Consider the following 14970-nt stretch of genomic DNA (forward strand, 5'->3'; position numbering starts at 1 on the left):
AGTTTAGCCGGGTTTACTAGCGCAGGGCCCACAAGGTTGCGGTTGGCCCTGAGATATCCCAATTTTCTACCCGCTTTTGCGCTGCTAGGCTACTGCCTGCGACACCGTAGCCGTGGCCATTGCCTGGCCTGCCAAGAAACCGGTAGTCCAGGCAGCCTGAAAGTTGAAGCCGCCAGTAATACCGTCAATGTCAAGTACTTCGCCAGAAAAATGCAGGCCAGGTATCAAGCGGCTTTCCATCGTTTTGAAATTAACTTCGGCCAGTGGAATACCGCCACAAGTTACAAATTCCTCCTTGTAGGTTGTTTTACCCTGCACTTGCAGCGGCGTGCGCAGCAATAGCTCTAGAAGGCGGTTTTGGGCCTTGGCGGGTACATCGCTCCAACGCGTGTCGGGGCTCAGACCAGCCTGCTCGACCAAGGTGCGCCATAGGCGGGTGGGTAGGCCAAACTGCGGGTGGGCCGCCACCTGCTTCTTGCCATTGTCGAGCCGAAACTGCTGGGCCCAAGGGCGCAACGTTTCATCCGTATGGGCAGGCACCCAGCTGATGAGCGCCGTGCTGTGGTAGCCAAGTTCGTGCAGGCGGCGCGCGCCCCACGCCGAGAGCTTGAGCACGGCGGGCCCACTCACGCCCCAGTGCGTAACTAGCAAAGGGCCTTCGTATTGCAGCTTTTCGCCGGCTATTACGACGCGGGCGTGGGATACACTCACGCCGGGCAATTCGCGCAGGGGCGAGGCCGGCACATTGAAGGTAAAGAGCGAAGGCACCGGTTCAGCAATGGTATGGCCTAGGGTTCGCAGCCAATCATAAGCCACCGACTTCGAGTTGCCGCCGGTGGCTACCAGTAGCCGGCTTGCGAGGAGGGTAGGGCCCAGGCTACTACTACCTTCTCCGCTAAGCACTAGGCTATAACCACCGCCGGGCAGCGGTGTAATGTGCTCGGCAGCCGTACGGGTGAAGACGCGTACGCCGGCTTGGCGGGCGGCATCTTCCAAGGCGCGGGCAATGGTTTCGCTGCTGTCGGTGGTCGGAAACATGCGGCCGTCGGCCTCCGTTTTGAGCTTGACTCCCCGCTTTTCGAACCAGGCAATGGTATCGGCTACGCCAAATTTTTGGAAGGCTTCCTTTAGCTGCCGGCCGCCGCGGGGGTAGTGCTGTACCAGCTGCGCCGCCGAGTCGCAGGCGTGCGTCACGTTGCAGCGCCCGCCGCCCGATACGCGTACTTTACTCAGCAGCTTGGGGCTTTTTTCGAGCAGGAAGACGGGTACACCGGGGTTAGCCTCAGCGCAGGCAATAGCTCCAAAAAAGCCCGCCGCCCCGCCGCCCAGCACCACAATAGGAGCCAGGGCAGCGTGAGGGTTAATACTGGAGAGGGGGGTAGCGAAATCGGCAGGCATTATCAAAGATAACCCTGCCGCCAACCATCAGCAAAAGGCGAGGGCTGCTAGCACATCGTCGTGCGCAAACTGATAGGGGACTAAGCTGCGCAGGCGGCTGCTATCAATGAGCTTGCCCCCGCCGCTGTCGGAGCGGAAAGTGGGGGCGGCCAGGCCGATATGCTGGGCCGCGGCGGGGTAAAATTCGCGCCGGGTGGGGTGCGAGGCTGCACAAACGTTCAGTGTGTGCCCCCAGATGTTTTGGTTAATGATAGTAGAAAGGACTCCTACAGCGTCGGTGAGATGCAGCAAGTTGACGGGCGCTTCGCCCTGGGGCAAGTCGCGCCGGCCCGCCAGGAAGCGCCCCGGCGCCCGGTCGGGCCCAATGAGGCCACCCAGGCGCACCACCGTGCTCTGCCACTGGCTATAGCGCGGCACAAAATGCCCTTCGGTACGGAGCACATCAGAGGCTGCATCGCGGGTGCTTACGGCATCGGTTTCGTACATGGGCCGAGGCTCATCCGGATACACGCCGGTAGTCGACACGAATAGGACGGCTTTGAGCCGCGCGGCGGCCACCGCCCGGTGCACTGGGCGTAGCAACTGGGGGTAGCCCCCAGCCACCGCTGCACGCGGCGGCACATTCAAAACCAGTAGGCTGGCCTGTTGCAATAAATGAGTAAGCCGAGCTTCGTCGGCCGAAGAGAATTCGGGTCCTAGCTGTAACAAATGCGGCTCAATACCCGCCGCCGCCAGCAAGGGCACTTGGTCGGCCGAGGTCGTAGTGCCTACTACCCGGTAGCCTTGCGCTAGTAAAGCTTTCGCCAATGGTAAGCCCAGCCAGCCGCAGCCTAAGATAGCCACGGTAGTTGTAGTAGCCGCCGGGTTTGGGGCGAGAGAAACAGACATAAAAATGGTATTCGAATACTAGTTTGTTATGCTAAAAGGCTGCAAGTTGCACATAAACTAGGAAAAAGCGCTATGTGCTGACAGATGTTTAAAACAGGTTGCTACTTACCTTCGGGGCATAAATAGTGCCGGAACGAAGCTGGCCAGCCACCTCCCCCCTAATGAGTACTCCCTACACCCAACCTATGCTCCGCGACAATGCGTTGGCCGGCAAAACTATCATCGTAACGGGTGGTGGTACCGGCCTGGGGCGAGCCATGACCACTTATTTCCTGCAATTAGGGGCGAATGTGACTATTACCAGCCGCAAATTCGCTGTACTGGAACAAACAGCATCCGAACTGCGCCAGCAGACGGGTGGCCGAGTGCTAGCCGTAGCCTGCGACGTGCGCAAGTACGACGAGGTAGAAGCCATGTTGGCCCGCACGTATGAGGAGTTTGGGCGCGTTGATGTACTCCTTAATAATGCGGCGGGCAACTTCATTAGCCCTACCGAGCGCTTAAGCCACAAGGCGTTCGACGTAATCGTCGATATCGTACTGCGGGGCTCTTACAATTGCACCTTAGCCATTGGCAAGCGCTGGATAGCCGAGCAGCAGCCCGGCACCATCCTCAACATTGTGACCACCTATGCTTCAGTGGGGTCGGCCTTTGTCGTGCCTTCGGCAGCGGCCAAGGCGGGCGTGCTGGCCATCACGCGCTCGCTGGCGGTAGAGTGGGCTAAATACGGTATTCGCTCCAATGCCATTGCGCCGGGCCCTTTTCCTACTGAGGGTGCTTGGAGCCGGTTATTTCCCGAGCCCTTAGCCAGCCAACTCGACCCCGCGGCCAGTGTGCCGCTGCAGCGGGTAGGGCAGTACCAGGAGCTAGCAAACCTGGCGGCCTACCTGGTGTCAGATTTTTCGGCCTACGTCAACGGCGAGGTTATTACCATTGACGGTGGCGAGTGGCTAAACGGTGCCGGCGAATTCAACAAATTGGGCGTTCTTACCCCCGCAATGTGGGACCAGATTGAAAAAACCATGCGCCGCTAGACCACGGATTACCGAGGATGTTGGCGGATTTTACAGATTTTGTAGACGCCAGAAAGGCCACCCGAATAGGTGGCCTTTTTCGTGGTGTCGATGAATGGCTTCATCGTCATTTGCTTACCAGCCAGCTATCTACTATCTGCTTATTAATCTTACTGATAGAGCAGTTAAGCGCCGTCCACAACATCCGTGTAATCCGCTAACATCCTTGGTAATCCGTGGCCTAGAGCTTGTAACCTTTATAGCCTTTCTGGAACTCTTCCGCGGGGATAGGTTGGTTAGTGATAACGTTTGAAAACTCGAAACGCTCGTAAAGCCCGCGGTCATCGTAAACAGTGACCGAAATCGGCAAGAATGATTTTGGGTCTACTAGCACAATGGTGCGCCGAGCATAAGCATTGGGCACTTGAATGACTTGTCCCTCCGAGAGTTGGCTGCTCGGGCTAAGGTTATTGCGCTCCAAAATGCGGTATTCGCCGCAGCCGTAACGAGCTGCTACCGTAGCGGGCGTTTCATTCTTCCCCGCTTTGTAGCTTATGTACCGAAACTGCGGGTAATCGGAGCGCAACACGTAGCAAGCGCGCCGCTGCGTCGTGCTATCGCCTACGTAGCGAAAAGAACGATTAAACGATTTATCGAGCAATTTATCAGAGCCCTCCAGCAAGTCAGAGATGGTGCCGAAACCTATTTGCAAAGCTGTATGGTGCTGGTCGCGGCGCATCAGCGCACCCTTAGGGTCTAGGCTGAGCGTGATATAAGGAAACGCGGCTGGGTATACCCAGGCATCGCCATTGTTTTGCCCCGTTACATACAATACTTCAACACCTTTCTGATTCTTCAAATAAATCTGCAAAGGCTTTGTAATCACCTTTATAGTCGATACCGCAGGTATGTATTTATTGCCAATGCGTTCTCGGGCATCTACCACCGCACGCAGTGTCTTCAGATTGCTGATAGCCGCAGTTAAGCGCGTTATTAATTGTGAAGTCGTTAGGGTGCTTGGCGTAGGTTGCTGGCTTAATGGGGGCTGCGCCAGTAATAAACTACTTGGTAAAACAACGGCAGAAATAAGCCGCGCAAAAGGAATTAAACGAAAAAGCATGCGCAGAAAAAACGGCAGTTGAAATACGTTATTGATAACGTAGTAAAAGTGGAAAGTATGAACCCGCCATTTCAGCTGGGTTTAGCGTTTGGCAAATGCTACTGCGTAGTAGCTAAAATGCCCAAGCACGAATTATAAATCGGTGCTAGGGCATTGTAAGCTGTAGAGGAAGTGATTATGAATGGCCAAGCTCAGCCAGCGCAGGCAACGAAGCGTCCCCTTGAGCAGGGGTAGTAGGCAAAACAGAGATGGCCATTGATTGCTCCCATGCACGGAAGCGCGTTATCTCCCCATGAAACTTACCTACAAACCAACTTACCAAGCTCAAATCATCCAGAAGTCCCACTAATGGAATAAAGTCAGGAATCAAATCAATAGGTGATAATACGTAAAGAAGAACAGCTAAGCCCGAAACAACCGTGCTGGTCTGGATTTCTCGGTAGCTACCATTGGCATAACTGCGTACCAGCCGCACCAAAGTAAGCGCTACGTCGAACAGTTGCTTGAACTTATTATCCTTGCTTTTTTCATCCGCTAGTTTATCAGCGGTTTCATTAAGAACGGTAATTATTTTGAATGGCCGACCCAGCAACCGAGTTGCCCGATTGACGAACAGGTTGAAAACAGCGTTTTTGGATATTTGCAGGCCGCGCTGAGCAAGAGTAGGCATAGGAAACTGGAAAAGTCAATAGCTGCCTATTACGCAAGCCTGCCCGCTTTAGTTTAAAGGGCTACACCTCGAAGAGAGGGGTAGTGCCGCCAACCCAATCCTTGTTTTTATTGAAATCAACCCCAATCATTTCACCGCGGCTCAAGCGAGCCAGACCAGCTAATAATTTAGGTTGGGCAGCCGTTTTTTGCCAGGTGTACAGCAATCGTATTTCGCATTTAACGAGGCCATCGGGCGATTGCACAACGGGCTCATACTGCACTTTGCGTTGTAGTAAATAATTATGCTTGTCCGGCAATGCATCTAATTCTGCCGCTGTGATGTGAAGCTTGACGCCTGCCCCGGCAAACGAGAAAAGCGGTTTAAGGACATAATTCTCCAGGTCGGCAGGATAGTGTTCCAGCGTATGCAAATAGTAGCTTGGAGGCGCAAACTGACTCTTTATTAAGGGCAAAGTATACTTGCTGATGCGGAAAAACCAGTTAGGGTGCCCTACCCATTCCACATCAACGTCATCAATTAAATTAAACTCGGGATGTAGGTCGGGATAACGCGCTAATTCGTCAAAAATGATGCGGTTATAAATTCGTTTAATTTGAATTTCACGGCCGTCTTTCTCATAAAATAATTGCCTGCCCCGCTTGCGTACATCCGGGAGCGACACCGCCTCGATGCCCCAGTATTTTTTAGATAATTTAAAATCAATCCGCGTCTTTTGCTGCTCTGGAAAAAGCTCCAGCAAAATAACATTTTCAGGGTTTTCGTTTCCAATAATTAACTCTTTGAGCTCCGCCAAATACTGGCTTTCATTTGCTACTTCTAAGAAGGGAGAAACAGAATCGGCAATGGGATAATGCTGGGCAAATACACCAGGCAAGTAAGCCTGAAAAGCATAAAGCGAGGGGAACCCCTGCATCTCAATGAGCTGTGGTTCCAATTCACCCGCAGCATTGCGGCACACGGCGAAGTCAAAGGTTAAAAATTCAGCGTGCGCGTCCTCATTTGGTACCCGTTGACCGGGAGGAATAGCATTCTGGGTTAATTGCTTAAAATCAGGCTGCTGTAAAACAGCAATAATATCCTGGCCAGCGCGAACTAGTTTGTCACGCAATGCGGCTGGCACAAATACTGGGGTTTCAGCTACCCGAAAGTCCAGTTGACCGGGCAATTCCTGGTCAATGGCCGCCAACATGTGCTGATAGCTAGTGGGCGTAAAGGCGGCGTTGAAAAGCTGGCGCGGGGCAGGAATCATAGAGGAAAAAGCTATGGATAAAAAAAGGCGCGAACCAGTTTGATTCGCGCCAATTAATTTCAAAATTCAGTTCAACACGGGTGCTTGACTAAGCCAAAACCGGTTCGCCCAACTCCGCAAGTGCGCGGCGCAAAAAGGTGGGCACAATAATCGACTCGGTTAATTCAATGGTAGTAGGGTCGCTGAGTAGACGCACCATTTCGTGGTATTTGTCTTCTCCGTAGGCGGTAACGACTTGCTGCTTACGCTCATCGGTGAGCATATAGCGTAGCATGCCTTCGCCGTCCGCTTCGGGATGAAACTGCGTGCCGACAACTTCATCGGAAAAGCGCAGGGCCATAATGGCGCGAGCCAGTGGAATATGCGGGCGTTCCTTCTCCAGGCACAGCACCTCGATACCGAGTTCCGTTAAGCGAGCAGGCTGCAAATCGGTAAGCTGATAATCGCGGGAGTCTACAGCAAAAAAAGGCTCTGGGAGCTGTGCAAAAACCGGGTCGTTGTGGCCAGGACCAGTCAAATGCACGGGTAAAACCCCGAAGGAAGTGGATTTACGCTTACTCACTTCGCCGATACTTAAATGCCGGCTTACTAACTGGAAAGAATGGCAAATGAGCAATAGATGCTTTTTGCGCTCGGCAACTTTGTTGTGGGCGAAAAGCGCATCTATAAACTGGAAATAGGGCAGCTCCCAGGCTTCGCTAGAGGGTAGGGGGCTGCCTGGGCCGCCGCTCGAAATATAAATATCATACTCCAGGCCAGGTAGTTCAGTATTGGCCCGTACGTTGAATGTATCGATGGCAAAATTTACTTGATTGCTTACTTCAGCGCGGCGTAATAATTGGCGGATGCAACGCATTCCCTCGTTGGGGAAGTTGTTATACATATCCAAAATAGCTACTCGAAATGTACTCATAATTATATAGATGGCACTAGTGTTTTATGGGTTTTTTACTAAAAACAAGGCGTAAAAATACGAATAAATTTCTAAGCATCAGTGGTTAAAGTCCGTGCGTTGTCTCGCTCAGAATATAATCCACCACTTTAGTTAAATCGCCGGTTTCGTGGAATACTGCCAGCTGCCGGTCGGCACCGGTGCCCATTTCCAGCATCTTTAGTACGTATTCTACCTCGTGGCGGCTACCTAAGTCGTCAAGTACATCATCAACAAAATCGAGCAGTTCTAATATTAATTGGCGAGCCGGTTTTTCTTCCTGCGAGCCAAAATCAATCAGACTTCCATCGATGCCGTAGCGCGCGGCGCGCCACTTGTTTTCCTTAATAAGAGCGCTGCGGTAAAGCCGAAAGTTAAGATTTTGGCACTTCAGCTTGTAGATTTTTGCCACGAGGGCTTGCATAACTGCTGCTACTGCAATGGTTTCGTCGGAGCGCATCATCATGTCGCAAATGCGGTATTCGATAGTATCAAAAAACGGGTGTAGACGCAAATCCCACCAGATTTTCTTGCCATTATCGATGCAGCCAGTTTTGATGAGCAGCGCAATGAATTCGTCGTAATCAGAAGCACTCGTAAAATACCCGGGAATGCCCGTGCGCGGAAACCGCTCAAAAACCTTGGTTCTAAAAGACTTATAGCCAGTTTCGCGGCCTTCCCAAAAAGGGGAGTTAGTGCTCAAGGCAAATAGGTGGGGTAGGAAATACCGCAGCGCATTCATCATATACACGCCCAAGTCGCGGTTCTCGATGCCAATGTGCACGTGCATTCCAAAAACGAGGTTCGAGCGCGCCGCCTCCTGCAATTCTTCCACGATTTTATCGTAGCGTGCGTCGGGCGTAATGGGTTGGTCTTGCCAGCGTGAGAATGGATGCGTGCCCGCCGCCGCAATTTTCAACCCCACTCGGTCGGCCAGCTCAATAACTTGGCGGCGCAGGTGCACCACTTCGGTACGGGCCTCGTCAATATTTTTGCAGATGATGGTGCCTACCTCTACTACCGACTCGTGCATTTCGGCTTTCACCTGCTCGTGCAACGTTATTTTGCCATCTTCCACAATTTTCGACATGTGCGAGCGCAAGTCACGCGTGACGGGGTCGATGGTTTGAAATTCTTCTTCGATTCCGAGGGTGAAAACTGGCCGGGGCATAGCTAGGAAGCGGCTAAAAGTGAGGGAAAGGACCCTTGGAGATTGAAAGGTAGAAGGTTGCTAAAAAATAGGGCCACCACCATGTAGCGATGGCAGCCCTACCTTTTTAACGTTACTGATAGCGCCGGTAGGCGCTATTTTTTAGCTGCTGGCTTTTTTGGCTTGGCCGGTGCATCGGCAGCCGGAGCGGCTTTGGTAACCTTGGCTTTGGCTGCTGGTTTGGGCGTTTCCCCCTCGGGGGCAACGGGGGTAGGGGCCGCTGATTTTTTAGGGGCAGCGGCCTTTTTGGCTGGTGCAGGCGGGTTGGCGCCCAAGTCGTTGGTTTCGTGCACGGGCGTGCCCACTTCTACTGCGCCATCAGACGAGGCAATGGCAGTTTGGCCAGCCGACTTCTGCACGAAAGTGCCCCAGGTGAGGTTGTCGCGGCCGGGCTGCTGCGCCTGGGCGCGCTCGATGGCCAAGTTGGCGGCGTGCTCGACTACCCACTCAAAATTTTCGGGGCCTACCGAGTTGATGTCGGCATCGGGGGCGGGGTTGCCAAAATCGATGGCGATTGGAATACCGTCGCGCACAGCAAACTCCACCGTATTAAAGTCATAACCCAGGCCTTGGCACAAGCGTAGTACGTAATCCTTGATGGTAGCCAGCAGCTTTTCGCCTTCTTCGCCCTGCGTTTTCATCTCGGTTTGGTAGCGCTGGTGCGGGGCGTTGCGCGGCTCGTAGGGCATGATGAGCACATCTTTGCCACCGAGGCAGTAGCAGCGGAAGTAGTCTGTGAAATCGACGGCTTCCTGGTACAGCATCACGAGCTGGCCGGTTTCGTCGTAGGCGCGCCACGCTTCGTCGGGGTTATCAACTTTGTACACGCTTTTCCAGCCGCCACCCGCGTGGGGCTTCATGAAGGCTGGAAAGCCGATTTTCTCAAAGGCTTTGTGCCAGTCGAACATGGCTAGGTTGCGAAACGAGTTTTCGCTGGTGTCGTCGGGGCGGGCCTTGCTGGGCAGTAGCAACGTTTTGGGCACCGGTACGCCTAGCTGCACTGCCAGGGCATTGTTAAAAAATTTTTCGTCGGCGCTCCACCAAAATGGATTGTTGATGACGGCGGTACCCGTGAGGGCGGCGTTTTTGAGGTAGGCCCGGTAAAAGGGCACATCTTGCGAAATGCGGTCGATGATAACGGCGTAGTCGGTGGCTACGGCCTGCTCGACTTCCTCGATTCTAACAAACTCAGCGGTGATGCCGTCGACGGCTTTCTGATTAACACGGTCCACGAAGGCTTGGGGGAACGTGTTTTCCTGGCCGAATAAAATGCCGATTTTTTTCATGAGAAAGAGGAGGGTGAGTGCTAAGGAGTTGGGAGGGGGTAGGGGAACCGTCGAAGTAGTCAACTTCTACGAATAAATCTACTAAAAGATAGAAGATACATATTCAGGAAACATGTCGCGCCACACCGGCCAATCGTGGGTACCGTGGGGGCGCACGTCGAGGCGATGCGGAATGCCTTTGCGCGACAAAATTTCTGACATCTGGTAGTTGCTGCCCTTGCAGAAATCGTGTTCGGCCGTGCCCAGGATGATGTTCATCTTATAGAAGTTATCATTCTGGGCATTAGGCATGTAATCGGGTGGGTTGTGAAAGTACGCCTGTTCGTCGTAGTGCCCATCCAAAAACATCTTAATATCGAAGGCTGCGCCCATCGAGAAGAGATGCGCTACCTGGTCGGGATGCCGGAAAGCGTAGTTCAGCGCTTGGTAGCCACCAAGCGAGCAGCCCGCTACCCCCACCTTGTCGACCTGGCACTCGTGCTGAATGCGCGGGACTAGCTCTTCGCTAATCATGCGGTCGTAGAGGCCGTGGTTGTGCACGCGGGTGCCAGGGTGCAGGTGCTTGGCGTACCAACTCCATTTATCGCCGCTGTCGATGCAGAAAAGCTTGATGAGACGGTTCTCTACAAACCAGCGCACCGAGTCGGTGAGGTGAAAATCGCGGGCCTCGTAGTAGCGGCCGTTGGAGGTTGGAAAGATGAGGACGGGGTAGCCATAGTCGCCCACGACCAGCATTTCCATATCGAGGCCCATGTGCTGGGAATAGAAGCGGCGATGTTCTTCGTGCAAGAGAGCAGGCCCGGCAGGGGAGGAACACGTGCCAGAACCGGCCGCAAACTAAGCAGAAAATTTGAACGCCCAACTGCGGCAAAACCTGATGCCACGTGTTTATTTGCGAGCCAATGGCAGTTTTTCGATTTCAGTCCCCCCGCGGGGCCACCGTGGCGGTACGCCACGACGAGTCGTTGTTTTCGGTGGCGCTGGGCCGCGTCGTGCGCCTCGACGTGGTGCTACCGCCTGGCTATTCGGCACGCGCCGCCAAGCCCTACCCCGTATTGTATCTGCAAGACGGCCAAGACTTAAAGCGCTTGCACTTACCGGCCACGCTCAACCGGCTGTTTCGGGCAGGCGAGGTGCCGCCGTTTGTGCTGGTAGCCATTCACGCCGCCGACCGCTTGCAGGAATACGGCGTAGCTGCCCGCCCCGACTACTTGGGCCGCGGCAGCCGCGCTGGGCGCTACACCGATTTCATGCTCAACGAGTTGCTGCCCTATGTGCAGGCGCACTACCACGCTAGCGCCGACCCCGCGCTGGCGGCTGTGGCGGGCATGTCGCTGGGTGGCCTAATGGCATTCGACCTAGCCTGGCACCACCCCGAAGCCTTCCGGAAAGCGGGGGCCTTCAGCGGCTCGTTTTGGTGGCGTGGGCGCGGGCTAAACGAGGGCTACACCGATGCCGACCGCCTCATGCACAGCTTAGTGCGCGCCCGTGCGCCGCAGCCCGGCCAGCAATATTGGCTGCAAACCGGCACCGACGACGAAACGAGCGACCGCAATAACAACGGTATCATCGACGCCATTGAAGATACCCTCGACCTCATTGCCGTGCTCGAACGGCAAGGCCTACCCCCCGCCGCGGTGCGCTACGTGGAGGTGCCGGGCGGCCGCCACCACCCCGATACCTGGGCGGCTATTTTGCCCGATTTTTTGCGCTGGGCCTTCGCAGCCAAGGCATTGGCGCTTCCTGAAAAAGCCGCTGGCGAAAGGCTAACCAGCCGCCAACGGCTGGGTGGGCGGCCGCTGCTCCGGCGCCCACGCGGCGCTGTCCGGCTGCATTTTCAGTATCTGCGGCGGGCGGCTACCTTTGCCGCTATGCCGCCTACTCCCTCTGCTCGCACGATGCGCCCGGCGCCGGGCACGTATTTGCCTTACACGCAGGCCTACATCGACCTTGTGCCTGCCGAGGCTGACCCGCTTGTGCAACTGCGCCAGCAGGCCGCCGAGATGCACCGCGAGCTAGCCGACCTTACCGAAGCCCAGGCCCTGCTGCGTTATGCTCCCGGCAAGTGGACGCCCAAGGAAGTGCTGGTGCACATCTTAGATGCCGAGCGAATTTTTGGGTACCGCGCCTTGCGTTTTGCGCGCGCCGATGCCCAAGAGCTACCTGGCTTTGATGAAAACGAATTTGCGGCCAATAGCGAAGCCAACGACCGCTCAATGAGCGAGTTACTAACTGAATACCACGCGGTGCGGGCCGCCACGGTGGCCTTCTTTGGCGGGCTAAATGCTGAGCAACTCGACCGCGCTGGCCGCGCCAACGGTGGCGCCGTGACGGTACGCGCCTTGCTCTACATCGTGGCGGGCCACGAGCAGCACCACCTGCGTATTCTGCGCGAACGCTACTGGCCGCTCCTACCCCCCGCCGCGACGCCGAGCGCACAACATCAGCCGGCAGCCGTGCGTTAAGCAGTCACTTTCCTGTTCTGATTTTCCCCATCACCCAACCATTTTTCACTCATGGCCAAAGCCCAAGACGCTCGCAAAGAAAAAAAGAAAGAGCCTACTAAAACCACTAAAGAAAAAAAGGCCGAAAAAGAGGAAAAAAAAGTTGCCCGCGCCCGCAAGCAAGACTAGACCACGGATTAATAAGGACTTTAGCGGATTACACAGATTTTGTAGACGCCAAAAAGGCTACCCATTTGGGTGGCCTTTTTCGTGGTGTCAATAAGTGGTTTCACCCTCATTTGCCAGCCAGCTATCTACTTGTTACTCTCGCTGGTAGAGCAGTTAAGTGCCGTCCACAAAATCTGTGGTCTAGAGGGTATAGTACGGTTCTTTCTCTTTGTCGTGGTAGCGCAGGTAGCCGTGCAGCACGAGCTTGATGAGCGTACGGTAGGCGCGCCGGCGGCTCACGTTGATGAGCTTGGTATACTGCCCCACCGTGATGCGGGGGGTAGTACGCAGGTAATCGAGCACGCGCAACTCGTCTTTGCTAAGCGGAAGCTTTTCGAGGCGGGCGGCGGGCTGCTGGCGCTCCAGCAGCTTCTCGGTAAGGTTGCTGGTTTGCACGCTCTCGTCGCGCACGCGCACGTAGCTGCGCCACTCACCGGGCGCTATTTGGGCGCGGTGAGGCTTGTTTTGGCTTTCGAGAACCTTGACTACCAGTACAATGTGGTCGTCTTCGGTTTCTATTTCTCGGAAATCCAGTGCTAAGGGCGGGTCAACGTAGTGCGCAGCCGCCTCACGCAGCACATACATTTCCTCCTCCGCATCGCGCACACCCACTACGCGGCCATCATCATCGACGCCTACCAGCACCTGGCCCCCGTGGGTATTGGCCAGCGAAGCCAGGGTGCGCGAGATGCGGGTGGGGTGGGTAGTTTTCTTTTTAAATTCGAGTCGTTCGCCTTCGCCCTGGCTGATGAGTGCGCGTAAGTTCATGGAGCTTTAACGTGGGCCGAAACGCAAATGTGCCGCTCCTGGGATGGAAGCGGCACATTTCAAACACTAAAAGCTAATAGCCAATGGCTAGCAACTGCTTAGAAAGGCAGGTCGTTGTCGTCGTCGCCCGCGATGGGTTGCGCCGTGGGCTGGGCCCGCAGGTTGGGGTTCTGGTTTTGGGCTGCGGGGCGAGGAGCCGCCTGGGGCTGGTAGGCCGAGCCACCACCGGCCGGAGCACCACCGCCGGTAGCCGGCTCAATGCGCCAAGCTTCGAGGTTGGTGAAGTACAGCATTTGGCCGTTTTTGTTGAAGCCACGGCCACGCAGGTTGAACGTTACCTTCACTTCGTCGCCCATTTTGAAGGGGTCGATGAGGGCAGTTTTGTCCTGTACCAGCTGAAACTTAATTTGCTCAGGATATTGGCCTTCTTGTACTTCGAGGACGAACTCGCGCTTGCGAAATTTCTCGCTAACCTGCTGTTCGTCAAATATTTCGTGCAGGCGGCCGGTTACGTCGTATGCCATCGGAAAAGAAATTTGGGGGAAATGGAAATCTAAAGGTCAAACCTACGAAAAAAAACCGAAGGCAGCTAGGTTTGCCAGGGCTAGCTAAGCTACTCAAGCAGCCAAAAAACGCCGGTTTAGCAGTCTTAAGGGGTTGACTAAATAACAGATACCCGCTGCGAATGGTGCCCGTTGTGCCGGGTAGGATTTGTTAAAAGTAACCACCCGCGGGAGGCATTGCGCCGGGTTGCCGTTCTTGCGGCCCCAAACCCAAATACGTCTTTAAATACTAAAAATATGTTCACTCTTGCCCTGCACGGCGGTGCCGGCACCATTGCCCGCGCCTCGCTCACGCCCGCGCTCGAAGAAAACTACCGGGCGGCCCTGCGCGCGGCCCTGCGGGTAGGCACCGAGTTGCTGGCCCAGGGGGCACCCGCCCTCGATGCGGTGGAAGCTACTGTGCGTTCGCTCGAAGACTACCCCCTCTTTAATGCGGGGCGCGGGGCAGTGTTCACCCACGACGGCCACCACGAGATGGACGCTGCCCTGATGGACGGCGCTACCCGCCGCGCCGGGGCCGTGGCGGGCGTGCGCGAGGTGCAAAACCCCATCCGCGCTGCGCGCCTCGTGATGGAAGCGACCGAGCACGTGCTGCTGGCCTACCCCGGCGCCGACGAGCTAGCCCGCGAGCACGGCCTGCCGATGCAGCCGCCCGCCTACTTTTTTACCCAGCAGCGCTACGACCAGTTGCAGGAAGCCATCGCGGCGGGCCGCATGCAGCTTGACCACGCCGCCAGCCCTACCCCCCCCGCCGACCCCAATTGGAAGCGCGGCACCGTAGGCGCCGTGGCCCGCGACCAGCGCGGCCACCTCGCCGCCGCTACCAGCACCGGCGGCATGACCAATAAGCGCTACTCGCGCATCGGCGATACCCCACTCATCGGGGCGGGCACTTGGGCCGATACGCGCTGCGCCATCAGCTGCACGGGGCACGGCGAGTATTTTATCCGGGCCGTGGTGGGCTACGACGTGGCGTGCCTGATGGAATACAAGGGCTTGTCATTGGCCGAGGCTTGCCGCGTGGTGGTGCACGATAAGCTGGCCCCAGTGGGCGGCGAGGGCGGCCTGATTGCGGTAGATGCGGCGGGCAACATTGCCCTACCCTTCAATTCGGAAGGCATGTACCGCGCCAGCCATAATGCAGCGGGGGAAGAAGAGATTGCGATTTACTAGCTTTTTACTTACTGGATACCAATAAA

14 protein-coding genes are annotated in these 14970 nt (G+C 55.6%); 3 read left to right on the forward strand and 11 right to left on the reverse strand.

Features of this window, described 5'->3' with window-relative positions; translation table 11 throughout:
* Window positions 1–84 precede the first annotated feature (84 nt).
* Together GO988_RS03845 and GO988_RS03850 are read right to left on the reverse strand one after the other, a co-directional pair.
* Complete coding sequence (locus GO988_RS03845; protein WP_198172493.1) at window positions 85–1398, reverse strand: BaiN/RdsA family NAD(P)/FAD-dependent oxidoreductase; 1314 nt, start codon at window positions 1396–1398, stop codon at window positions 85–87.
* A 27-nt stretch (window positions 1399–1425) separates the two neighbouring features.
* Window positions 1426–2286, reverse strand: a complete 861-nt coding sequence (locus tag GO988_RS03850) for a Rossmann-fold NAD(P)-binding domain-containing protein (RefSeq protein ID WP_157562188.1) — start codon at window positions 2284–2286, stop codon at window positions 1426–1428.
* A 161-nt stretch (window positions 2287–2447) separates the two neighbouring features.
* Between GO988_RS03850 and GO988_RS03855 the strand changes: the two genes are divergently transcribed.
* On the forward strand, window positions 2448–3320 hold the full coding sequence (locus GO988_RS03855) for an SDR family oxidoreductase (protein WP_157562189.1): 873 nt from the start codon (window positions 2448–2450) through the stop codon (window positions 3318–3320).
* 220 nt (window positions 3321–3540) lie between these two features.
* Here GO988_RS03855 and GO988_RS03860 read toward each other — a convergent pair whose 3' ends face one another.
* The 7 genes from GO988_RS03860 to GO988_RS03890 all read right to left on the reverse strand — a co-directional run bounded on the left by GO988_RS03860 (window position 3541) and on the right by GO988_RS03890 (window position 10509).
* Window positions 3541–4419: a LysM peptidoglycan-binding domain-containing protein gene (locus GO988_RS03860; protein WP_157562190.1), complete on the reverse strand. Its 879-nt coding sequence runs from the start codon at window positions 4417–4419 to the stop codon at window positions 3541–3543.
* 175 nt (window positions 4420–4594) lie between these two features.
* Complete coding sequence (locus GO988_RS24740; RefSeq protein WP_157562191.1) at window positions 4595–5089, reverse strand: YkvA family protein; 495 nt, start codon at window positions 5087–5089, stop codon at window positions 4595–4597.
* 61 nt (window positions 5090–5150) lie between these two features.
* A complete protein-coding gene (locus GO988_RS03870; protein WP_157562192.1) occupies window positions 5151–6341 on the reverse strand; it encodes a hypothetical protein in 1191 nt (396 codons plus the stop codon).
* Window positions 6342–6429: 88 nt separating this feature from the next.
* Window positions 6430–7224 carry a type 1 glutamine amidotransferase gene (locus GO988_RS03875; protein WP_317164780.1) on the reverse strand — a complete coding sequence of 265 codons (795 nt, stop codon included), beginning with the start codon at window positions 7222–7224 and terminating at the stop codon, window positions 6430–6432.
* Between the two features lie 115 nt (window positions 7225–7339).
* Window positions 7340–8443, reverse strand: a complete 1104-nt coding sequence (locus tag GO988_RS03880; protein ID WP_157562194.1) for a carboxylate-amine ligase — start codon at window positions 8441–8443, stop codon at window positions 7340–7342.
* A gap of 134 nt (window positions 8444–8577) precedes the next feature.
* Entirely contained in the window at window positions 8578–9768 is a 1191-nt protein-coding gene (locus GO988_RS03885; protein ID WP_232341354.1) for an ATP-grasp domain-containing protein, read from the reverse strand.
* Between the two features lie 81 nt (window positions 9769–9849).
* Complete coding sequence (locus GO988_RS03890; protein WP_198172526.1) at window positions 9850–10509, reverse strand: alpha/beta fold hydrolase; 660 nt, start codon at window positions 10507–10509, stop codon at window positions 9850–9852.
* A 161-nt stretch (window positions 10510–10670) separates the two neighbouring features.
* On the opposite strand from GO988_RS03890, the gene GO988_RS24050 reads away from it, so the two are divergent.
* Window positions 10671–12233: an alpha/beta hydrolase-fold protein gene (locus tag GO988_RS24050; protein WP_232341355.1), complete on the forward strand. Its 1563-nt coding sequence runs from the start codon at window positions 10671–10673 to the stop codon at window positions 12231–12233.
* Between the two features lie 348 nt (window positions 12234–12581).
* On the opposite strand, the gene GO988_RS03905 is transcribed toward GO988_RS24050, so the two are convergent.
* Both GO988_RS03905 and GO988_RS03910 read right to left on the reverse strand, forming a co-directional pair.
* On the reverse strand, window positions 12582–13208 hold the full coding sequence (locus GO988_RS03905; protein ID WP_157562196.1) for an AlbA family DNA-binding domain-containing protein: 627 nt from the start codon (window positions 13206–13208) through the stop codon (window positions 12582–12584).
* 98 nt (window positions 13209–13306) lie between these two features.
* Complete coding sequence (locus GO988_RS03910; RefSeq protein ID WP_157562197.1) at window positions 13307–13732, reverse strand: DUF3127 domain-containing protein; 426 nt, start codon at window positions 13730–13732, stop codon at window positions 13307–13309.
* A 276-nt stretch (window positions 13733–14008) separates the two neighbouring features.
* Between GO988_RS03910 and GO988_RS03915 the strand changes: the two genes are divergently transcribed.
* The gene (locus GO988_RS03915; RefSeq protein WP_157562198.1) at window positions 14009–14944 is read left to right on the forward strand and encodes an isoaspartyl peptidase/L-asparaginase family protein; all 936 of its coding nucleotides are present in this window, start codon (window positions 14009–14011) and stop codon (window positions 14942–14944) included.
* Window positions 14945–14970 lie beyond the last annotated feature (26 nt).

Source organism: Hymenobacter ginkgonis (assembly GCF_009755225.1).
GTDB lineage: Bacteria > Bacteroidota > Bacteroidia > Cytophagales > Hymenobacteraceae > Hymenobacter > Hymenobacter ginkgonis.